Source organism: Pseudomonas sp. TWR2-1-1, assembly GCF_049897045.1.
Taxonomy (GTDB): Bacteria; Pseudomonadota; Gammaproteobacteria; order Pseudomonadales; family Pseudomonadaceae; genus Aquipseudomonas; species Aquipseudomonas versuta.
Genome location: NZ_JAFCVM010000009.1, coordinates 52,402 through 72,785, shown reverse-complemented (window position 1 = coordinate 72,785; position 20,384 = coordinate 52,402). Strand labels below are relative to the sequence as shown.

Genomic DNA, 20,384 nt, shown 5'->3' with positions numbered 1-20,384 from the left:
CGAGAACAGCATGCGTAAGGATTACCTGGCTTTTTTCATTTCACTGTTTGTTTCGCGGCTTGCCGACCAGATTCTGTTATTTATCGTGCCGTTGATTGTGTTCCAGACCACCCACAGCGTGTCGTGGGCCGGGCTGGCGTTTTTTGTCGAGTCGTTGCCGCGCTATCTGTCATTCCCGGTGTGCGGGGCACTGTGTGACAAATACCCCCCGGTCCGCATCCTGCACATCAGCCAGATCTATCGCGCCGTGGCCTGCGCCATTGCCGTAGCGCTTTACGCTGTGTTCGACGGGATTTACTGGGTAGTCATCCTTTCAGCACTGTGCGGGGTACTGACCACCCAGGGCGTCATGGCCCGGGAGGTTCTGATGCCGCATATCTTCAAGCACTACACCTACGGCAAGACCCTGTCCTACTCACAAATCGCCGACCAGAGCGGGCTGGTACTGGGGCCACTGGTTGCGGCATTGCTGCTCGAGTTCTGGGCATGGCACTGGGTAGTCATCGCGGTGGCCGGATTATTTGTCCTGGCCGATCTGGCGATGCTCTTCTGGCAACGCACTACCAACGTCAACCTGCAAACCTTCGAACAGCATCAGGACGTCTGGCTACAGCCTCTGCGCATCGCCTTCAGGCATATCCGCCAATTGGCAGAGTTGAAAAAGATCATCGCTCTGGCAGTCGGCGTCAACCTGATCATCGGCGTCACCCTGGCCACCTCGGCGGCCATGGTCATCGGCCAATATGCGACCGGCAAGCAGAGCTATGCCGGGCTGCAGGCCGCAGGCGCGCTGGTGACCATTGCCATTTTGTTTTATCTCGCGCGCTCGACACTGCCCCTCAAAGTACTGGGCAGCCTGTCCTACTGCATGATCGCCTGCGGCGCACTGATCACCGCCCTGAGCCCGAATATCTGGGTGTATACCCTGGGCTTTTTGCTGATTACCGGCTTCGACAAGATGTTCAACATCTACTTTCGCAGCGTTCGTCAGAAGGTCATTCCACCACAGGATTTTGGCAAAACCGTCGGCGTGGTGAGCCTGCTCAACAACCTGTCCCAACCGGTGGCCGGGCTACTGATTGCCCTGCTGGCAGCGCCGCTGGGCACGCAGACGGTAATCCTGGTGTTGAGCGGCCTGACCGCCTTGATTGGCGTCGCCGTGGTGGCGCTGGCCAGACGCCTGTAAACCCGAGGCGCAGAGGACTTTGAATCCGCCTCCAGAGTCTGTTGCAGGGGCCAGGCGCACTCATGAGGGTCCAGTTGTAGAAATGGATGTTTATAAACCCGCGCAGATGAGCACCATTCTCAACAACCCGGCGGATTTCGGATTTTTCCTTAATTTTCAGATTTTTCCTTAAAAAGCTCCCCCTGCGATTAGTCCCCGACCCCTGCAATGGATTAAAGTAACGGCCCCAGCCCCGGCGTAACTCTTGCGCCGTCGGTGTCCTTTTCAGGAACAGTCAACGATGGAACATCGTGAAGCGCTGCTTGCGCTGCGAACCTTTCTCTCAACGCAGATCCTCGGTCAGGAAAAACTCATTGACCGCCTGCTGATCGCGTTGCTGGCTGACGGCCACATGCTGGTCGAAGGTGCGCCCGGCCTTGCAAAAACCAAGGCCATCAAGGAGTTGGCTGAAGGCATTGAAGCGCAGTTCCATCGAATTCAGTTCACCCCCGACCTGCTGCCCGCCGATATCACCGGCACCGAGATCTATCGCCCCGAAACCGGCAGCTTCGTATTCCAGCAAGGTCCGATCTTTCACAACCTGGTGCTGGCGGACGAAATCAACCGCGCCCCGGCCAAGGTCCAGTCGGCCTTGCTTGAAGCCATGGCTGAGCGTCAGGTCAGCGTCGGGCGCAGTACATACGAACTGTCGCCGTTGTTTCTGGTGATGGCCACGCAAAACCCGATCGAGCAGGAAGGCACCTATCCGTTGCCCGAAGCCCAGCTCGACCGCTTCCTGATGCATGTCAAAATCGGCTTCCCCGACGCGGCCGTAGAACGCCGCATCCTGCAGCAGGCTCGCGGCGAAGCACTCAACGGTGAAACCAAGCCGGAGCGCCGGGTCAGCCAGCAAGCCATTTTCGCGGCACGCAAGGAAATCCTCGGCCTGTACATGGCCGATGCGGTAGAGGAATACCTGGTGCAACTGGTCATGGCCACCCGGACGCCGGGCAAGTTCGACCCGGAAATGGCCGACTGGATCGCCTATGGTGCAAGCCCGCGCGGTTCGATTGCCCTGGACCGTTGTGCCCGGGCACACGCCTGGCTGGCCGGGCGCGACTTTGTCAGCCCTGAAGACATTCAGGCGGTGCTGTTTGACGTACTGCGCCATCGCATCATCCTGTCGTTCGAGGCTGAAGCCGCCGGCATCGACCAGGACCGCGTCGTGCAGCGCATCCTCGATGTCGTTGCCGTTGCCTGACGATGAACAACCCTCTGCCCGCCGAACCCGGCATTCGCGTCACCCTTGCCGAACTGATCGAGATGCGGCATCGGGTGCGCGAAGTGCAACTGTTCTCTTCCCCCGGCCAGCGCAGCCCGATGGCGGGCTTGCATCACTCGAAATTGCGCGGGCGCGGGGTGGATTTCGACCAGGTGCGGGTGTATCAGGCCGGTGACGATGTACGCACCATCGACTGGCGCGTCACGGCCCGTACCCAGGAGCCGCACACCAAAATGTTCCATGAAGAGCGCGAACGGCCGATTTTCATCCTCGCGGAACAAAGCCGTCGACTGTTCTTTGGTTCGGGCCTGATGTTCAAGTCGGTGCTTGCGGCCCAGGCCGCCAGCCTTATCGGCTGGGCTGCACTGGGCCACAACGACCGGGTGGGCGGGCTGGTGTTCGGCGATCACGAACATTACGAAATCAAACCCCGGCGCAGTAAACAGAGCCTGCTGCAACTGCTTAACCGGCTGGTACGGGTCAACCAGTCACTGCACACCGAAGTGCAGTCTGACCGTGACGCCCTGGGCATGGCGCTGATCCGTGCACGGGAGGTCCTTCGCCCCGGCAGTCTGGTGATTGTGATTTGCGATGAGCGCGCACTCACCGACGCCGCCGAACAGCAACTGAGCCTGCTGGCGCGTCATTGCGACTTGATGCTGCTGCCGCTGTCCGACCCGCTGGACCACGCCCTGCCCGCTGCCGGACTGCTGCGCTTTGCCGAGCGCGGCGCACAACTGGAGCTGGACACCCTCAATTACGACTTGCGTCAGGCCTATCGCGCCCAGGGCGAAGCACGCATTGCGCGCTGGGAGCTACTGGCGCAAAAATTGCGCGTGATGCTGATGCCGCTGAGCACGCAAAGTGAAATGATCGAGCAACTGCGTGAATACCTGAACGCCAAACGCCCCGGCAAACCGTTATGAAAGACCTTGAACAGCTGCAGCCCTTGATCCCGCCACCGGTGATCGGCTTTTGGCCGCCCGCGCCGGGCTGGTGGCTGTTGCTGATCCTGCTTGCGGCCCTGGGCTGGGGCCTGTGGTGGTTGCGCCGTTATCTGCCGGTCAAACGCCTGCCCCGCAGGGCCGAGCAACCTCTGGACCCGGTACGTCTGGCGGCGCTTGAAGAGCTTGCCGCTTTCCCCAAGCCCTACGATGGCGCCCCCGCCGGGGCCTGGCTGCAACAACTCAACGGCCTGCTCAAACGCCTGTGCCGCAACCACTACCCCTACAGCCAGAGCCACACCCTCAATGGCCGCAAATGGCTGGCGTTCCTCGACAACCGTTGCCCGGCTGCCGGCCTGACCCGCTGGATGGTATTGGTTGAAGGGGCCTACAAGCCCGAATGCAAGCTTGATGACAAGGCGATTGCCGGCCTCAATCAAGCGGTTGAAACCTGGATTCGCAAACATGTTTGAGTTCGCCTGGCCATGGCTCTTTGTCTTGCTGCCGCTGCCCTGGCTGATGCGCCTTGTGCTGCCCGCTGCCGACAGTGGCGAGGCCGCCCTCAAGGTCAGTTTTCTGGCGGACCTGGAAGAACTGGCCCGGCGCAAGGCCCGGGCGACGATGCCGTCATGGCGCCAGCAAATTCCTTATGTGCTCCTGTGGCTGTTGCTGCTGACCGCAGCTGCGCGCCCGCAATGGCTGGGCGAGCCACTGCCGATTGCTGCCAGCGGGCGGGATCTGCTGGTGGCGGTGGATGTATCCGGGTCGATGGATTTCCCGGACATGCAATGGCACGACGAAGACATCAGTCGCCTGGACCTGGTCAAAAGCCTGCTCGGCGACTTCCTCGAAAACCGCGAAGGCGACCGGGTCGGCCTGATCCTGTTCGGCAGTCAGGCCTATCTGCAAGCGCCATTGACCTTCGACCGCCACACCGTTCGCACCTGGCTCGATGAAGCGCGAATCGGCATCGCCGGTAAAAACACCGCCATCGGCGACGCCATTGGCCTTGCCCTGAAACGCTTGCGCCAGCGCCCGGCACAGAGTCGAGTGCTGATCCTGGTCACCGACGGGGCCAACAACGGCGGCCAGATCGACCCGCTGACCGCCGCACGCCTTGCCGCCGAGGAAGGCGTCAGAATCTACCCGATCGGGATTGGCGCCGACCCGGCTGAAAGCAGCGCCAAAGGCATGTTCAGCATCAACCCCGGGGTGGACCTGGACGAGCCCGCCCTGGAAGAAATCGCCAAAGTCACCGGAGGCCAATATTTCCGTGCCCGCGACGGCAAGGAGCTGGCTGCGATCAAAGACACCCTTGACCGGCTGGAGCCCGTCGCCCAGCAACCTACCCAGGCCCGCCCGGCACACGCGCTTTACAGCTGGCCACTGGCTGGCGCCCTCTTGCTCAGCGTGCTGTTGGTGATCCATGAACTGTGGCCCGGCAATCCGCTGCAGCGCTGGCTGAGCAAAAAACACTTTCTGCTACAGCATCCTGACTGGCGTTCACGGCTCAAACGCCTGCGCTTGCGGAGGCGCCGATGAGTACGCTCTGGCCCCACTGGTTCCGTCCCGAATGGCTGCTGCTGTTGCCACTGCTCGGCTGGCTGCTGTGGAAACTCTGGCATCGGCAAAAGCGCGCCGGACGCTGGCAGATGATCCTGCCAGTGGCCTTCCATCGCGTGCTGCTCAGCGGCGGCAACGGCCGCAACAGCAAGCTGCCCTGGGTCGCCCTTGGCCTGGCGTGGCTGCTGGCCCTGCTGGCACTGCTCGGTCCAAGCTGGGAGCGGGTTGAACAGTCCACCCGCAAACCTGCCGACCCGCTGGTGGTGATGCTGCAACTGACGCCCGAAATGCTCGCCACCGACAAATCTCCGAATCGGCTGGAGCAGGCACGCCGCAAGCTCTACGACCTGCTGCAAAGCCGCAGCGATGCGCAAACCGCAATCATTGTCTACGCCGGCAGCGCCCATACCCTGGTGCCGCTGTCCGATGACCTGGCCACCAGCCGCAACCTGATCGAAGCGCTCAAGCCCTCAATCATGCCGCAACCGGGCCATCGCGCCGACCTGGCGGTGGACAAGGCCCTCAAGCTGCTGGATCAGGGGTCTCTGGGGCAAGGCCGTCTGCTGCTCATCACCTCCTCACTGAGCGAGCAAGAACAGCTGGGGATTGCCCAGCGATTAAACAGCCATACACCGCAGTTGCTGATCCTCGGCATCGGCAGCCGTGATGGCGCGCCTGTGGTTGACGAAAACGGCCAGTTCCTCAAGGACGACCAGGGCGCCATCCTCTTGCCGCGTCTCGACAGCCAGGGCTTGCGGGCATTCGCCCTCGAAGTTGACGGCAGCTACCGCCAGGCACGACTGGATGACAATGACCTGCGTGGCCTGGGCCTGCTCGATGGCCCCCGGCATGTGCGCAATAACGGCCAGACCCTGCGCCTGGACACCTGGGCCGATCAGGGTTACTGGCTGTTGCTGCCACTGTTGTTACTGGCCGCCTGTGCAGGCCGTCGTGGCTGGCTGCTGTGTTTACCGCTGCTTTTCATGTTGCCCCAGCCCGGCTACGCCATGAGCTTCACCGACCTGTGGCTGCGCCCGGACCAGCAGGGCCAGCGCTTGCTGGAGCAGAAAAAACCGCTGCAAGCTGTCGAACACTTCGAAGACTCGCAGTGGCAAGGCTTCGCGCTGTATCAGGCGGGAGACTACGCGGCTGCGGCGCGGCGCTTTGCCGAGGCCAACACCGCCAGTGCTCACTTTAACCGCGGCAACGCGCTGGCCATGAGCGGCGAACTGGAAGCGGCTATCGACGCCTACGAGCAAGCCCTGGAGTTGCAACCGGACTTGCAGGCGGCGGCACAGAACAAAACCCTGGTCGAGCAAGTGCTTGAACAAAAACGCGCCGCAGCCACGCCGCCGGACGACAAGACACCCGAGACCGCATCCCAGCCGCCCCCCACTCCCCCTGTCAGCACCAGCAACAGCAGTGCCACGGGCGATGCGGCGCAGCAACAGGAAAACAGCTCGGCCACCGAGCCGGATGCTGCGGCCAACAATAACGACTCGCTCGAACCGCCTCCCGCAGCCGATAATGCACAACCTGGCAACGAACCCGCGGACGGCCCCGCCACCACGCCGCCAGCCCCGACTTCAGATCATCTGGACGAGGAGCATCGCCAGGCACTGGAACAATGGCTCAGACAGATCCCCGATAACCCCAGCGAATTGTTGCGCAGAAAATTTTGGTACGAACAGCAGCAACATCAGGACTCGCCTCAATGAACCGCATTTGCGCCCTGCTTCTTTTGCTCTGCTGCTGGACCTTGCCAGCCCACGCGCTCGGGCTGGTTGCCAGTGTTGACCGCAACCAGCTCAACTCCGGCGAAACCGTCGAGCTGACGCTTGAGTCAAACGACGCCACCCTGTTCGGCAAGCCGGACCTGACGCCGCTCCAGGCACTGTTCGAAGTACGGGGGACGCGCCAGGTCAACCAACTGACCAACCTCAGCGACGACAACAAGGCCAATACCCGCTGGATCATCACCTTGCAGCCCAGACAAACCGGCACCGTGATCATTCCGCCCCTGCAAGTCGGCGCCTATCACAGCCTGCCCATCAGCCTGACGGTGACGCAAAGCACCAGCAGCGACAACGAACTGGCCCCGGTATTTATCGAAACCAGCCTCGACCAGCCAGACGTTTACGTACAGGCCCAGGCGATATTGACCTTGCGCATTTATCACTCGGTCGCGCTGTACGACGACAGCAGCCTGACCCCCTTGCACCTGACTGACGCCATTGTCGAGCAACTGGGCGAATCGCGGACCTACGAGAAGTTGATCAACGGTGTTCGCCACGGCGTGATTGAACTGCGCTACGGCATTTACCCGCAAAAAAGCGGCGAGCTGGTCATCCCGGCCCAGACCTTCAGCGCCACCCTGGTGGACAGCCAGCAAGCCACGGCCCCTGCCCCGCTGGGCCCCAAGCCCGGCAAACTGGTACACGTGACGTCCACGGACATCCCGCTGACGGTCAAACCCAAGCCTGCCGACTACCCGGCCAGCTCCCCCTGGCTCCCGGCGCGCAGCCTGAGTGTCAGCGAGTCCTGGAACCCCGAGCCGGACCACTGCCAGGTCGGCGACTCACTGACCCGAACCCTCACCCTCAAGGCTGAAGGTCTGTCCAGCGCCCAGATTCCCCCGCTGCCCGCCACGGATGTCAGCGGATTGCGCCGTTACCCCGACCTGCCGCAGCTGAGCAACCAGATCACCGAAAACGGCCTGGTGGGCAGCCGCGAAGAACGCGAGGCGCTGGTTCCGGCCCGGGTTGGCCAGGTTGAATTGCCTGCGGTCGAAGTGGTCTGGTGGAATACCCATGAAGACCGCCTGGAGCGCAGCTACCTGCCGGCCCGCACCCTGCAGGTGGCCGCCAACCCGAACATGACGGTCGACACCCCCGTGGGTAACGTCCCCGCGACTTTGAATACCGACTCGACGTTGTGGCTGTGGCAACTGAGCACCTTGATCCTCGCCTGCTCGACCCTGGCCGGTTTCGGCCTGTGGTGGCGCGCGCGCTGGCAGCCAGCCATTTTGCGGGCCGCGCAAACCGGCCCCAGCCCCCGCACCCTGCTCGATGACCTCAAGCGTGCCTGCCTGGCCAACGACCCGCAGGCCACCCGCCAGGCACTGGATGCCTGGGCCCGGCAACAACCGGAAACCCTGGCCGAGATGGCTGCGCGCTTTGTATTGCTGTCCGATGCCCTGGATGGCCTCAACGGCGCGCTTTACAGCGAAACCGGCCAGCACTGGCAAGGCGAAGAGCTGTGGAAAGCCATTCGCAGCATCCCTGCCGCCGAGCGCGAGCAAGATGCAGGCAGCGAACCCAGCAGCCTGCCACCGCTGTATCCCAAATAATTTCAAGGCAACCCCGCGCGCACAAAAAAACAGGCGCCCGGGTTGCTGTCGCGTCCGGCCCGTGCTGGACGAAGCCCATTTTTTACGGATTCTGTCATGCGCCTGTTTCACACTTCCGACTGGCACCTGGGGCAAAACCTCCATGGCCAGGAACGCGACTTCGAACACGCTTGCTTTCTGAGCTGGCTATTGGACCGACTGGGTGAGCAGCAGCCGGACGTGCTGCTGATTGCCGGTGACATCTTCGACACCGTCAACCCGCCGGTCAAAGCCCAGGAACGGCTCTACGACTTTATCGTCAGCGCCCACGAGCAACAGCCCAAGCTGACAATCGTCATGATTGCCGGCAACCACGACTCCGGTTCGCGGATCGAGTTGCCGGCACCCTTGATGCGCCGCCTGCGTACCCACGCGCTGGGCCGGGTGCTGTGGCTCGATGACGGCCAGCTGGATGCAGAACGCCTGCTGATCCCCTTGCCCGACGCTAGCGGCGAAGTGGCCGCCTGGTGCCTGGCGTTACCGTTTCTGCGGCCCGCCGAAGTCACCGGCGCGCAGTTGGGCGACGACTACCTGCGCGGCATCGGCCAGGTCCATGAATGGCTGATCGCTGCGGCCAATGCCAGACGCAAGCCCGGCCAGGCCCTGATCGCCATCAGCCACGCGCACATGGCCGGCGGTTCAGTCTCGGAAGACTCCGAGCGCAGCCTGATCATCGGCAACGCCGAAGCCCTGCCCGCCAGCCTGTTTGGTCCAAGCATCAGCTATGTGGCGCTGGGGCACTTGCACAAGCCACAGCGCGTCAACAGTGAAGAGCGCATTCGTTACTGCGGTTCACCGATCCCGCTGTCGTTCTCGGAAATCGGCTACCAGCATCAGATCCTCGATGTGCAGCTCGATGGCGAAACCCTGGTCAGCGTTAAACCGCTACTGATCCCGCGCGCGGTCAACCTGCAACGCGTCGGCCCGGCACCGTTGGCACAAATCCTCAGCCAGCTGGCCGAACTGCCCGACATCGACTTGCTGGCCGACGCCCTGCGCCAGCCCTGGCTCGAAGTGCGGGTAACGCTCGACGAGCCGCAGCCTGACTTGCGCCAGCAGATTGAAACTGCACTACAGGGCAAATCGGTGCGCCTGGTGCGCATCGCGGCCGAATACGCCGGCAGTGGCAAGCGCTCCGGGGAGGATGACTGCGCCAGCCTGATCGAACTCGACCAACTGACCCCTCGGGAGCTGTTCAGCCGTGCCTGGCAAGAGACCTACGCCAGTGAAGCCGACGAGCAAACCCTCAAGGACTTTGCCCAGTTGCTGCAAGAAGTACAGCTGGAAGGTGAACAGCCATGAAAATCCTCGCCATCCGCCTGAAAAACCTCGCCTCGCTGGCCGGTCCTTTTGAACTGGACTTCACCGCCGAGCCCCTGGCCAGTGCCGGGCTGTTTGCGATAACCGGCCCCACCGGAGCCGGTAAAAGCACCCTGCTCGACGCCTTGTGCCTGGCGCTGTTTGGTGCCGTACCGCGCCTGAGCAACACCGGGCGCGATGCCAAGGTCCCGGATGCCGATGGCGAAGTGGCCACCGGCGACCCTCGTACCCTGCTGCGTCGGGGTACCGGCGAAGGCTATGCCGAAGTTGACTTTGTCGGCATCGACGGCCGCCGTTACCGGGCCCGCTGGGAAGCCAATCGCGCCCGTGAGAAAGCCACCGGCAAGCTGCAGGCCAGCCGCCAAAGCCTGCGCGACCTGGACAGCGACCAATTGCTGGCCAGCCAGAAAGGCGATTACAAAGTGCAGCTGGAAGCGCGCCTGGGGCTCAACTTCGAGCAGTTCACCCGCGCCGTGATGCTGGCCCAGAGCGAATTCAGTGCCTTTCTCAAAGCCGACGACAACGAGCGCAGCGAGCTGCTGGAAAAACTCACCGACACCGCTCTATATACCCGCCTGGGCAAGCGAGCCTTCGACAAGGCTAAAGAAGCCCGCGACATCCACAAGCAACTTCAGGATCAGGCGGTGGGCGTTACCCCGCTTGCGCCGCAACAACGCGCCGAGCTGGACCAGCACTACAACGAGGCCCGGCAACAGCTGACTAATCGCCAAAGCCAGCTCAAACAGCTGGAGCAACAACACACCTGGCTTAAAACCCTGCGCGAGCTGCAAGAGCAACAGCTCAGCGCCGCCGAGCAACTGCAACAGGCCCAAACCCGGTGGGACAGCCAGGCCGACCAGCGCCACACCCTCAACCTGCTGGAGCAATTGGCGCCCCAACGCCATCAATTTGCCCGCTTGGCCGAACTGGATGCCCAGTCAAGCCCGCTGGCCGAACAGATCAGTGCCCATCTTCGCCAGCAAAGCGTGCTCGGCGAACAACAAACCCGGCTGCAGCAGGCCCTGCAAACCGCCCGACTGGCGGCCACCCAAGCCCAGACCGGGCAACGTGAATCCGCGCCACTGGTACAGCAGGCGCACCTGGCCCATGCCAACCTGGACCGCCTGACCAAGACCCTCAGTGACCAGCAAGCGCTGGCCCGGCAGGCTCAACAGACCTGTGCCGAGGGTCAGCAAGCCCTGAACCAGATGAATGAGCGCCAGCAACAAGGCGCAGAACGCCTTGAGCTCATAGCCCGCCAACTGGAGCAAAGCACTGACCAGGCCCCCCTGGCCAATGCCTGGGACGCCTATCGCCCACGGTTGCAGCAACTGGTTCGACTGAGCAACACCCTGAGCACCGGACACAAGGAACTACCCGCCCTCGAACAACGGGCCGAACTGGCTGCCCGGGAACTGAACGAGCTGCGCAACACCCTGGAAATACTGTTCCAGGAGGCCGAAGCAGAGCCACAGGCGGTCAGCGAGCAAATCCAGACCCTGGGCAGCCTGCTCACTGATAACCGTCAGCAACAGCGCGCGTTTGAAGACTTGCAGCGCCTGTGCAGCAGCCAGCTCGCACTGGATACCCGCCTGCAGGCGGTACAACTCAAGCTGCAGACTCTGCAGACCGAACGCGAACAGTTGATCGCACAAGGCACCGCGACCAAAAAACAATTCGAGTCTGCCGAGCAAGCCCTGCTGGTCACCCAACAGCTGCTCGAACGTCAGCGACTGGCCCGCAGCGCCAGCGTCGAAGAGCTGCGCGCCCAGCTGCAAGACGATCAGCCGTGCCCGGTCTGCGGCAGCCATGAACACCCCTATCACCAGCCAGAAGCGCTGTTGCAGAGCCTCTCGCGCTTTGACGAGGAAGAAGAGGCCAACGCCCGCAAGGTGGTCGACGGCCTCAAGGAAACCTTGATTCAGTTGCGTGAAAAAGTGGGCGGGGTCAATGCCCAGCACCGCGAGTTTATGCAGCAACACCAGCAAATTCTCGATGAACAACAGAGCCTGGCTCCGAGCCTTGAGGCCCATGCACTGTATCCACAATGGCTGGCCCAAGACCCGGCCAGGCGCGAACAGTGGCTGAGCCAGCGCCTGAGCGGGCTGCAACACAGCATCAATCAAGATCAACAGCGCCAGAACACCCTGCTCGCCCTGCAAAAAGAAGCGGCGCAGTTACAGGGGCAGGTGCAGCGCAGTCACGAAGCCAGTCAGGTTGCCGCGCAACAACTGGCCGAGCAACGCCTGCACCTTAATGCCGATAACCAGCGGCTGGCAGATGAGCTGGCGCAATTCGCCAACCTGCTGCCAGCGGTGACTCTCGCGGCGCTGCGTGATAACGCATCAGCCTGTTTTATGGCGCTTGACCAACAAGTGGCGGATCGCCTGGCGCAGCTCGATCAACAGCGCGATGAACAATCGGAACAGACTGAACGGGCGAGCAAAATCGAGCGGGCGCAGTATCAGCAAGCCAACATCACTAAAGAGCTCGAAACCCTGCAACGCAGCGTGCTCGAACTGACCGCGCAACAGCAGGCGGGTCAGCAGGCCCTCACCGACTTGCTCGGCGATTACGCCAGCGCGCAGCTGTGGCAGCACAGTCTGGAACAGGCAGTGGAACAGGCCCGCGTGGCCCAGACCGAAGCCGAACAGGCCTTGCAAGCCAGTGCCAACCAGTTGCTGCAACTGGCAGCCGAACTCAAGGCACAGCAGGAGCGCCAGCACGGGCTGCAACAGGAACACGCCAGCCTCAGCGCTCAGGTTGCGCAATGGCGCGCGCAGCACAGCGAACTGGATGACAGCCGTTTGCAGCAGTTGCTGAGCATTGACGAAGCACAACTGCGCGAATTGCGCGTGCAATTGCAAAACAGCGAAAAAGCAGTCGAGCAAGCCCGCGTCCTGCTGCAGGAGCGCGAGCAACGCCTGAACCAGCATCAGGCCCAGGCCAATGGCAACCTTGACGCCCAGGCGCTGGACAGCGCCTTGAATGAACTGCACAGCCTGATAAACGCCAGCGAGCAGCAATCTGCCGAATTGCGCGCCCGGCAAGCCGAAGATCAACGCCGCCAGGAAGCCAATCAGGCACTGGCACAACATATCAGCCAGGCCTACGACGAATGGCAGCGCTGGGCGCGGCTCAATGCGCTGATCGGCTCAGCCACCGGCGACACCTTCCGCAAAATCGCCCAGGCCTACAACCTCGACCTGCTGGTGCATCACGCCAATGCGCAACTGCGCCAACTGGTGCGCCGTTACCGCCTCAAACGCGGCGGCAGCATGCTCGGCCTGTTGGTGATGGACACCGAAATGGGCGACGAACTGCGCTCAGTGCATTCCCTGTCCGGCGGTGAAACCTTCCTCGTATCGCTGGCCCTGGCATTGGGTCTGGCGTCGATGGCCTCCAGCACGCTGAAAATCGAATCGCTGTTTATCGACGAAGGCTTCGGCAGCCTCGACCCCGAGTCACTGCAACTGGCGATGGATGCACTGGATGGCCTGCAGGCCCAGGGCCGCAAAGTCGGGGTGATCTCCCATGTCCAGGAAATGCACGAGCGCATACCGGTACAGATCCAGGTACGTCGTCAAGGCAACGGCCTGAGTACCGTGGAGGTCAAATGACCCTGCTCTATTCCTTCCGCCGCTGCCCCTATGCCATGCGGGCACGCATGGCATTGCACTACAGCGGCGTGCCGGTTTCGATTGTGGAAGTCAGCCTCAAGGCCAAACCGGCCGGGTTGCTGGCAGCGTCGCCAAAAGGCACGGTGCCGGTGCTGGTGTGTAGCGATGGCCGGGTGATCGAACAAAGCCTGGACATCATGCACTGGGCGCTGGAGCAGCATGACCCGGACCATTGGCGGCAAGGGGTCAGCGGGCCGTTGATTGAAGAAAACGACACCCGCTTCAAGGCCAGTCTGGATCGCTACAAATACGCCAACCGTTATCCCGAGTACCCGATGGAGCATTATCGGGCCATGGGGCAGACGTTCTTGCAGCGTCTGGAAGATGTGCTGGAACAGACACCCTACCTGGCAGGGCCAAACCTGAGCCTGGCCGACGTGGCCCTGGCGCCATTTGTGCGCCAGTTCGCCCACGTCGACCGCGATTGGTTCGAGCAGGCACCCTACCCGCGCCTGAGAGCGTGGCTGGAGCGGTTTTTGGCAAGCGAGTTATTCACATCAATCATGACCAAATCCTGAACCCCAAACCTGTAGGAGCGAGCTTGCCTCGCGAGCTTTTCCCGGCAAAGCTGAAGAGCTCGCGAGGCAAGCTCGCTCCTACAGGGGCCCCACTGTGCTCAGTCCTTAGCGCGCACCATGCTTTGCAGCACCCCGTCCCGGCGTATCCAGCCATGGAACAGCGCCGCCGCCAAATGCAGCAACACGGTAAAAAACAACAAATAGGCCAGGTACGTGTGCGCCTTGCGCAAAAAGGCAAAGGTGCCGGGGCTCGCCGGCAATATCCCGGGCAGCTGTAATGAACTGCTCAGCATTACCGGGTCGCCCGCCGCCGAAATCATTGCCCAGCCCACAATCGGCAAGCAGAACATCAACCCGTACAGCAGCACATGAGACAGCCTGGCCGCCAATACCTGGACCGCCGGCAAATCCGCCGGTAACGCTGGCTGGCGGGTGCTAAGGCGCACAAACAGGCGCACGACCACCAGCAGCAATATCGCAATGCCCAGAGGCTTGTGCAGATTCAACAGCCACTCATGGCGCTCGGACACCGATGCCGCCATGCCCGCCCCGATAAACAACATGGCGATAATCATCACCGCCATCAGCCAGTGCAGCCAACGCGCCACGGGAGCGAAGTGTGAGGTAGGGGCGCTCATGGCCGTTTCTCCTGAGATAGCTGATCGACTTCACTGGTGCGCCGCAGATACGAACTGGCATAGGCCGCCGAACGCGCCGCCAGCAACGGGTCATCCGAGCCTTCAATCCCGCTGGGCAGTATCAGCGGGTCATAGTTGATGTCGCGGCACTCACCCGAGTTCTGTTGCTCGGCCTGTAGCAACACCAGCGTGCCGGCGTTGATCACTTTGCGCCCGGCAGGCCAGGCCTTGCTGGCGTCATTGACCGGGTCACCGACCTCGGCCAGGGTCAGGTTGAGCTGCCATTTCAGTGGCCCCGCGGCCAGGCGCCGGGTCAGGTCCTGCTCCAGATAGTCCGCATCATCGGGCGCAGTGGCACCCGGGGCGTCCTGGCCTTGCGGCACCACGCCCCAGCGCACGGCCTGACGTTGCCCGGCCCCATCGACCAAATAAAAGGCGTTGATGCCGTTGTAGCTTTCAGTGGCGAAGCTGGCAGAAGGCTTCGCGGTTTTGACCCACTGCAGGAACGGTGCGGTTTCAGGGTGCGCCGCAAAAAACCCAGGCATGGCACCCGGCTTGGGCTTGCCCGTTGCCGGATCCGGCGCGCCGGCTTGCAGCATCTGATAGAACGCCTCGGGGGTGCCCACTGCAAACACCGGCATGCTGTTCATGCCGGTACGCCACTGCTGGCCGTTGGCTTCAGTGAAGCGCAAGGCCAGGCTGCGGATCGGCACGCTGCTGTCGGGGGCATACGGGTTGCCGCTGGGCAAGGCAAAGCGCCCCACCACCGGCGTGCGCCCCGTCTCGAAAACCTGGGCTCTGGACAAGCCATGGGCATTGCCGCTGCTCTCGAAATACCCCACCACACAGATGCCCTTGGCATGGTTGCGTCGATACCCTGCAAACACACCATTATTGTGCTCCAGCGCGTTCACCAGAGTTTTAGGGCGCAGACGTTGCGAATCCAGCGTACCGTTGACGTAATAAAACGCCCCGGCAATAACGGCCACCACCACACCGATCCCCGCCAGGCGCAGCATCACACTGACGGGGCTCAGCGGTGGTTTGCCAGGCCCCACGGGCGGCAATTGATCTACCATAAAAAACTCCAGGGCCACGGGGCCGTCAAGGTGGATTGCCTATGAGACGAAGGCCGGACAGGCTTATTCCCGCAGTAGAGGACAATTTTTCAGGGATTTATTTTTGCGCCTCGGGAATAACCCTCAATCCTAGTCGTCTGCTGGGTTCTAACCCCGACTAACAGACCAACGCCTTGCAGGTGCCCATGCCACCCTTTGACGAGCAACTGCGCGAACTCATCCCGCGCCTCAGGCGATTTGCACTGTCGCTGACGCGCCACTCCAGCAATGCCGACGATCTGGTGCAAATCTGTCTGGAGCGGGCACTGGGCAGTGTTGCCAGCAAACGTCCTGACGGCGATTTGCGGGCCTGGCTGTTCACTATTTTGTATCGCCAGTTTGTCGACAGCCATCGGCGTTCGCGGCGCTATGCCCGCATGCTCGAATTTTTTACCGGGCGCGATGACACACAGCCCTCTACCGAACGCACGGTCATCGCGCAGTCGACGTTGCAGGCATTCGAACGCCTGAGCACCGAGCAACGCGCCCTGCTGCTGTGGGTCTCGGTCGAGGGGTTGAGTTACCAGCAAGTGGCCGACATTCTTGAGGTGCCGATTGGCACCGTAATGTCGCGCCTGTCACGCGCACGCCAGGCCTTGCGCCAACTCAGCGAAGGCGAAATCACCCGCCCTGCCCTGCGGAGACTGAAATGATCACCACCCCGCCCAGTGAGCGCGACCTGCACGCTTATGTCGATTACGCGCTCAGCGAGGCTGAACGCCATCAGGTTGAGCAGTACCTGCAGGCCAACCCTGAAGTCGCCGCCCGGGTGCAAGCCTGGCAGCGCGATGCACAGGCGCTGCGCACCGCCCTGCAGCAAAGCCTGCAGCAGCCGGACAATTCGGCACTCGACCCCGGCTCCATACGCCAGCGTCGGCGCCAGCAGTCACGTCGCCACTGGGCCACGGCTGCGGTGCTGTTGATCGCCGTCAGCGTCGGTGGTCTCGGCGGCTGGCAGGCCAGGCAAATCATTCAGCCTTCCAGTAGCTTGCCCATGGCCGATGCACTGGCGGCACACCGCATGTTTGCGCAACAGGGGTTTCTGCCTGCCGACTACAACGTGCAACAAAGCCATGACATTCAGGGCTGGCTGGACGGGTATTTCAATCAGGCCCAACGCTTGCCGGATTTAAGCGGTTCGGGGTTCAGGCCAGTCAGCGGCCGGTTGCTCACCACCGATCAGGGCGGTGCCGCGATGGTGCTGTACGAAAACAGCCAGGGACAACAAATCAGCTTCTACATCCGCCCGCCCGGCCCGCACAACAACCTGCTGCCACGGGGCAGTCGGCGCGATGGAGATTTAGAGGCTCAATACTGGTCCGGCCCTGGCTACAACTACGCCATGGTCGGCACGGCCGAGGGCCCAACGGCAAAATTGCTAGAGACAGGACACAACCTGTAGGAGCGAGCTTGCTCGCGAGCTGTTCCCGGCAAAGCTGAAGAGTTCGCGAGCAAGCTCGCTCCTACAGGGGGGGGCAGGTAATTTCAGGATTGGGTTTTATGGTCCAGGGCGGCATAGAAGTTGGCGCTTTGCTGCAGGTATTTCTGGGTATAACTGGGGGATTTTTTGTCGCTGATGAGCACGCTGGCGCTGGCAGGCAGGGCTACGGTGGCAGAGATGGCGGAGGCAGCAATCACGGAGAAAAGATTGAAATTCATGGCGGTAACCCTCGACGATTCAGTTGGCTTGCTTGCCTTTTCAGGCCGTGAAGCCAACTTAACGCCAAGGGTCATCGCACAGAAATTCATTGCAGCACTAGCCTCTATCAGCGCGATTGATAGAGGGCTGCAAGCCTGTGTTTACGGGCGATTGATGAACTTCAGATCTGAAGGCGCATCCATGGCCAGGGTTTGCAGGGTTTTACCCAGCTTGCCGGTCTGCGGGTCGCGCTCCAGCACCACGATGGCATTGCTCATCTGGTTGGCGATCAACAGGAACTTGCCGTTGGGGCTCAGGGCAAACTCGCGAGGATGATCCCCCTCAACCGAACGACGTTGAATTTCGGTCAACTCACCGTTCGCCGGATTGATCGCAAACACCAGGATTTCATTGGCCTTGCCGCGATTGCTCACGTAAAGAAACTTGCCATCGGGCGAAGCATGCACAGCACCCGCGGCACGATTTTGCGCTGGCTGGCCGTGGGCCAGTTCCAGCGCCTGGCGCTGCTTGAGCTGGCCGTCCGCATAGTCGAACACAAATACCTGGGCACTCATTTCAGTGGTCAGGTACGCGTGTTTGCCGTCCTTGGAGAACAACAAGTGACGCGGACCACTGCCCGCAGGCAATTGGACGTAGGCCGGATCGGCAGCTACCAAAGGATGCTCGGGGTTGGCAGCCGGATCGTACTTATAGACAAAAATCTTGTCGGCCCCCAGGTCACTGGCGAACACAAACTTGCCGTCCGGTGAAGACACCACCGAATGCACATGAGCCGACATCTGGCGCTCAGGGTTTACCCGGCTGGACGGGTGGCTGCTCATCTGGGTCACAGGTTGCAACTCGCCCTGGGCGTTTATCGGCACCACGGCCAGGCTGCCGCCCGGTTCGGCGTGCACACCATAGTTGGCGACAAACAGGTAGCGCTCGTCGCCGCTGAGGCTGGAATGGGTCGGCTCTTCGCCCAGGGTTTTGACCTGGTTGACCAGGCTCAACTGGTTGGTTTTCGGGTCGATCGACAGGCTGCTGACACGCCCCACCACATCGGCCTGGCCCTGCCCGTTCTCATTGACCACAAACAGGCGGCGCTGGTCACGGGACAAGGTCAGCCACGAAGGGTTGGCGGCCTTGAACACTTGCAACGGCTCGGGTGTGAGCCGCCCGCTCTGACTGTCGAACTGTAAACGGTAAATGCCCTGGCTCTTGCCCTGGGTATAGGAACCCACCAGCAACTCGACATCAGACCCGAAAGCCGCCTGTGCCGACATAGCGCCAATGCTTGAAGCCATCAACAAGGGTAACCATTTAAACTTCATCAACCACCTCAGTGTCATCGTCGTCATTGCTCGCGCTAAATGCGCTGAGGCAAACCAGGCGGTGCTCACCCGAGTCGCCGGTAAGGGTCCAGCTTTTCAACGCTTCGTCAAACACGGCTGCATCCAGCTGTGCGAGGGTGAAGCTCCAACGCTTTTCGGCACGACCATCCATGCACTTGATGAGCAACTGCACATCGTCCAGAGAAAAATCCCAGGCATGCAGCCCGTCAATTTCCAGCATGTCACTGGTTTCAAGGGCTGCACGCAAGGTCTGGTTTGAATCGCTCATTAATCATTCACCTGTTTGAAAGGCGTAATGATAGGTCAAACCTGCGCACTAACCCACGGCTGAATAACTCTGCCGGCTGATTAATGACCGGTGACAGGACGTGCACTGGTCGCAAATTCGTCGGATTCAAGCGCATGTTTGCGCTCCAGAGTGCGATACACCACCACCGTCAGGAATAGCCCGAACACCATCACCCCCGACAGGAAGTACAGGCCCGAGGCCAGGTTGCCGGTGTATTCCTTGAGCGCACCGATCACGAACGGACCGATATAGCCGCCCAAGTTGCCCACCGAGTTGATCAGGGCAATCCCGGCAGCGGCACTGGCACCGGCAAAGAAGCGCCCGGGCAATGTCCAGAAAATCGCCGTGCAGGAGAATAACGAGAAAGCCACCAGGCACAGGGCCCCCAGTTGCAGCACCGGCACCGTCAACCATGCACTCAGGAACAGGCCGATCGCGCCCAGTACATAAAGGCCGCCCAGGTGGCCATAACGATCATTCAGGCGATCGGAACTGCGGGGGATTATCAGCAGGCCGATGATGCCGAAGATGTAGGGCACCGAGGACACGAAACCGGTTGTCAGATCGCTGCCACCAAACTGCTTGATCAGCGTCGGCAGCCACAGGCCCAGGCCGTAGATGCTCAGGGTGACCGGTAGATAGAACAGCGCCAGCAGCAGCACCCGCTTGTCTTTCAAAGCATGCAGCGGATTGCCGTGGCGGGTCTGGCCGTATTGCTGCAAGTCTTTTTCCAGCTCGCCGGCCAGCCACTCTTTCTCGTCGCGGGTCATCCATTTGACCTGTTGCGGGCCATCCGGCAAGTAGCGCAGCACCGGCCAGGTCAGCAGGATTGCCGGCATGCCGATGACGATGAACAGCCACTGCCAGCCATACAGCCCCAGCACTCCGTCCATGCCCAGCAGGCCGCCGGACACCGGGCCGGTGATCATCATGGCGATGGGTTGCGAGAGAATGAACAGGCCCAGGATCTTGCCGCGGTGGCGAACCGGAAACCATTGGGTGATGTAGTACAGAACACCCGGAAAGAAGCCCGCCTCTGCAACGCCGAGCAAAAAGCGCATCACGTAGAAACTGTGCGGCCCCTGGACAAAGGCCATGCCGATGGTAATCGCACCCCAGGTCAGCATGATCCGGGCAAACCAGCGCCGTGCGCCGAAACGCTCCAGCATCAGGTTGCTGGGGATCTCCATCAAGAAGTAGCCGATAAAGAACAGCCCCGCACCCAGGCCGTAGGCCGCATCGCCAATGCCGATGTCTGCGCCCATATGCAACTTGGCGAAGCCCACGGCAGAGCGGTCTAAATAGGCAATGAGGTACAGCAGGATCAGAAACGGAATAAGTTTTAGCGTAATGCGACGAATAAGCCCGGATTCCTGGCTCATATGACGGTCTCCCATTGTTTTTGTTATGGAACCTCTGGAGTGGCCTCAAGCGGGAAAACGCCAGGGACAGCTCTCAGTTGAAGCGGACTATATAGTAATACTA

Annotated in this window: 18 protein-coding genes; 12 read left to right on the top strand and 6 right to left on the bottom strand. The window is 61.5% G+C overall.

Features of this window, described 5'->3' with window-relative positions; translation table 11 throughout:
- The first annotated feature begins 10 nt into the window (after positions 1–10).
- The 10 genes from ACP7BO_RS20685 to ACP7BO_RS20640 all read left to right on the top strand — a co-directional run bounded on the left by ACP7BO_RS20685 (position 11) and on the right by ACP7BO_RS20640 (position 13,860).
- Positions 11–1,186 (top strand): MFS transporter, encoded by a 1,176-nt coding sequence (locus tag ACP7BO_RS20685; protein ID WP_426212439.1) that lies wholly within the window; start codon positions 11–13, stop codon positions 1,184–1,186.
- 280 nt (positions 1,187–1,466) lie between these two features.
- Positions 1,467–2,426 carry an AAA family ATPase gene (locus tag ACP7BO_RS20680; protein ID WP_003444726.1) on the top strand — a complete coding sequence of 320 codons (960 nt, stop codon included), beginning with the start codon at positions 1,467–1,469 and terminating at the stop codon, positions 2,424–2,426.
- A 2-nt stretch (positions 2,427–2,428) separates the two neighbouring features.
- On the top strand, positions 2,429–3,373 hold the full coding sequence (locus ACP7BO_RS20675) for a DUF58 domain-containing protein (RefSeq protein WP_060691911.1): 945 nt from the start codon (positions 2,429–2,431) through the stop codon (positions 3,371–3,373).
- Entirely contained in the window at positions 3,370–3,864 is a 495-nt protein-coding gene (locus tag ACP7BO_RS20670) for a DUF4381 domain-containing protein (RefSeq protein ID WP_397456557.1), read from the top strand. Before ACP7BO_RS20675 ends, ACP7BO_RS20670 begins: the two co-directional genes overlap by 4 nt.
- Positions 3,857–4,933, top strand: coding sequence for a vWA domain-containing protein (locus ACP7BO_RS20665; protein WP_397456556.1), 1,077 nt, complete (start codon positions 3,857–3,859; stop codon positions 4,931–4,933). The genes ACP7BO_RS20670 and ACP7BO_RS20665 overlap by 8 nt, the downstream gene beginning before the upstream one ends.
- Positions 4,930–6,672 (top strand): tetratricopeptide repeat protein, encoded by a 1,743-nt coding sequence (locus ACP7BO_RS20660; RefSeq protein ID WP_426212435.1) that lies wholly within the window; start codon positions 4,930–4,932, stop codon positions 6,670–6,672. Before ACP7BO_RS20665 ends, ACP7BO_RS20660 begins: the two co-directional genes overlap by 4 nt.
- Positions 6,669–8,303, top strand: a complete 1,635-nt coding sequence (locus tag ACP7BO_RS20655; RefSeq protein ID WP_426212433.1) for a BatD family protein — start codon at positions 6,669–6,671, stop codon at positions 8,301–8,303. The genes ACP7BO_RS20660 and ACP7BO_RS20655 overlap by 4 nt, the downstream gene beginning before the upstream one ends.
- 96 nt (positions 8,304–8,399) lie before the next feature.
- A complete protein-coding gene (locus ACP7BO_RS20650) occupies positions 8,400–9,644 on the top strand; it encodes an exonuclease SbcCD subunit D C-terminal domain-containing protein (RefSeq protein ID WP_426212431.1) in 1,245 nt (414 codons plus the stop codon).
- Positions 9,641–13,282 carry an AAA family ATPase gene (locus tag ACP7BO_RS20645; RefSeq protein ID WP_426212429.1) on the top strand — a complete coding sequence of 1,214 codons (3,642 nt, stop codon included), beginning with the start codon at positions 9,641–9,643 and terminating at the stop codon, positions 13,280–13,282. The genes ACP7BO_RS20650 and ACP7BO_RS20645 overlap by 4 nt, the downstream gene beginning before the upstream one ends.
- Positions 13,279–13,860 (top strand): glutathione S-transferase, encoded by a 582-nt coding sequence (locus ACP7BO_RS20640; RefSeq protein ID WP_426212427.1) that lies wholly within the window; start codon positions 13,279–13,281, stop codon positions 13,858–13,860. Before ACP7BO_RS20645 ends, ACP7BO_RS20640 begins: the two co-directional genes overlap by 4 nt.
- A 98-nt stretch (positions 13,861–13,958) precedes the next feature.
- Here the strand turns inward: ACP7BO_RS20640 and ACP7BO_RS20635 are convergent, their stop codons facing one another.
- Entirely contained in the window at positions 13,959–14,498 is a 540-nt protein-coding gene (locus ACP7BO_RS20635; RefSeq protein ID WP_426212425.1) for a cytochrome b, read from the bottom strand.
- On the bottom strand, positions 14,495–15,577 hold the full coding sequence (locus tag ACP7BO_RS20630) for a catalase family peroxidase (protein WP_426212423.1): 1,083 nt from the start codon (positions 15,575–15,577) through the stop codon (positions 14,495–14,497). Before ACP7BO_RS20630 ends, ACP7BO_RS20635 begins: the two co-directional genes overlap by 4 nt.
- Before the next feature lie 185 nt (positions 15,578–15,762).
- Between ACP7BO_RS20630 and ACP7BO_RS20625 the strand changes: the two genes are divergently transcribed.
- Positions 15,763–16,269 (top strand): sigma-70 family RNA polymerase sigma factor, encoded by a 507-nt coding sequence (locus ACP7BO_RS20625; protein ID WP_060691893.1) that lies wholly within the window; start codon positions 15,763–15,765, stop codon positions 16,267–16,269.
- Positions 16,266–17,018 (top strand): anti-sigma factor family protein, encoded by a 753-nt coding sequence (locus ACP7BO_RS20620; protein ID WP_426212421.1) that lies wholly within the window; start codon positions 16,266–16,268, stop codon positions 17,016–17,018. The genes ACP7BO_RS20625 and ACP7BO_RS20620 overlap by 4 nt, the downstream gene beginning before the upstream one ends.
- 83 nt (positions 17,019–17,101) lie before the next feature.
- Here ACP7BO_RS20620 and ACP7BO_RS20615 read toward each other — a convergent pair whose 3' ends face one another.
- The 4 genes from ACP7BO_RS20615 to ACP7BO_RS20600 all read right to left on the bottom strand — a co-directional run bounded on the left by ACP7BO_RS20615 (position 17,102) and on the right by ACP7BO_RS20600 (position 20,281).
- Complete coding sequence (locus ACP7BO_RS20615) at positions 17,102–17,275, bottom strand: hypothetical protein (protein WP_003444762.1); 174 nt, start codon at positions 17,273–17,275, stop codon at positions 17,102–17,104.
- Positions 17,276–17,416: 141 nt separating this feature from the next.
- Positions 17,417–18,589, bottom strand: coding sequence for a lactonase family protein (locus ACP7BO_RS20610; protein ID WP_426212419.1), 1,173 nt, complete (start codon positions 18,587–18,589; stop codon positions 17,417–17,419).
- The gene (locus ACP7BO_RS20605; protein ID WP_003444766.1) at positions 18,579–18,878 is read right to left on the bottom strand and encodes a DUF5629 family protein; all 300 of its coding nucleotides are present in this window, start codon (positions 18,876–18,878) and stop codon (positions 18,579–18,581) included. The genes ACP7BO_RS20610 and ACP7BO_RS20605 overlap by 11 nt, the downstream gene beginning before the upstream one ends.
- 80 nt (positions 18,879–18,958) lie before the next feature.
- Entirely contained in the window at positions 18,959–20,281 is a 1,323-nt protein-coding gene (locus ACP7BO_RS20600; RefSeq protein ID WP_426212417.1) for an MFS transporter, read from the bottom strand.
- Positions 20,282–20,384 lie beyond the last annotated feature (103 nt).

Bases quoted from the DNA above. Each gene is read 5' to 3' on its own strand.
- ACP7BO_RS20675 (WP_060691911.1), top strand. From the start codon at position 2,429: ATGAACAACCCTCTGCCCGCCGAACCCGGCATTCGCGTCACCCTTGCC.
- ACP7BO_RS20615 (WP_003444762.1), bottom strand. From the start codon at position 17,275: ATGAATTTCAATCTTTTCTCCGTGATTGCTGCCTCCGCCATCTCTGCC.
- ACP7BO_RS20635 (WP_426212425.1), bottom strand. From the start codon at position 14,498: ATGAGCGCCCCTACCTCACACTTCGCTCCCGTGGCGCGTTGGCTGCAC.
- ACP7BO_RS20620 (WP_426212421.1), top strand. From the start codon at position 16,266: ATGATCACCACCCCGCCCAGTGAGCGCGACCTGCACGCTTATGTCGAT.
- ACP7BO_RS20650 (WP_426212431.1), top strand. From the start codon at position 8,400: ATGCGCCTGTTTCACACTTCCGACTGGCACCTGGGGCAAAACCTCCAT.
- ACP7BO_RS20605 (WP_003444766.1), bottom strand. From the start codon at position 18,878: ATGAGCGATTCAAACCAGACCTTGCGTGCAGCCCTTGAAACCAGTGAC.
- ACP7BO_RS20665 (WP_397456556.1), top strand. From the start codon at position 3,857: ATGTTTGAGTTCGCCTGGCCATGGCTCTTTGTCTTGCTGCCGCTGCCC.
- ACP7BO_RS20645 (WP_426212429.1), top strand. From the start codon at position 9,641: ATGAAAATCCTCGCCATCCGCCTGAAAAACCTCGCCTCGCTGGCCGGT.
- ACP7BO_RS20625 (WP_060691893.1), top strand. From the start codon at position 15,763: ATGCCACCCTTTGACGAGCAACTGCGCGAACTCATCCCGCGCCTCAGG.
- ACP7BO_RS20660 (WP_426212435.1), top strand. From the start codon at position 4,930: ATGAGTACGCTCTGGCCCCACTGGTTCCGTCCCGAATGGCTGCTGCTG.
- ACP7BO_RS20655 (WP_426212433.1), top strand. From the start codon at position 6,669: ATGAACCGCATTTGCGCCCTGCTTCTTTTGCTCTGCTGCTGGACCTTG.
- ACP7BO_RS20600 (WP_426212417.1), bottom strand. From the start codon at position 20,281: ATGAGCCAGGAATCCGGGCTTATTCGTCGCATTACGCTAAAACTTATT.
- ACP7BO_RS20610 (WP_426212419.1), bottom strand. From the start codon at position 18,589: ATGAAGTTTAAATGGTTACCCTTGTTGATGGCTTCAAGCATTGGCGCT.
- ACP7BO_RS20630 (WP_426212423.1), bottom strand. From the start codon at position 15,577: ATGGTAGATCAATTGCCGCCCGTGGGGCCTGGCAAACCACCGCTGAGC.
- ACP7BO_RS20685 (WP_426212439.1), top strand. From the start codon at position 11: ATGCGTAAGGATTACCTGGCTTTTTTCATTTCACTGTTTGTTTCGCGG.
- ACP7BO_RS20640 (WP_426212427.1), top strand. From the start codon at position 13,279: ATGACCCTGCTCTATTCCTTCCGCCGCTGCCCCTATGCCATGCGGGCA.
- ACP7BO_RS20680 (WP_003444726.1), top strand. From the start codon at position 1,467: ATGGAACATCGTGAAGCGCTGCTTGCGCTGCGAACCTTTCTCTCAACG.
- ACP7BO_RS20670 (WP_397456557.1), top strand. From the start codon at position 3,370: ATGAAAGACCTTGAACAGCTGCAGCCCTTGATCCCGCCACCGGTGATC.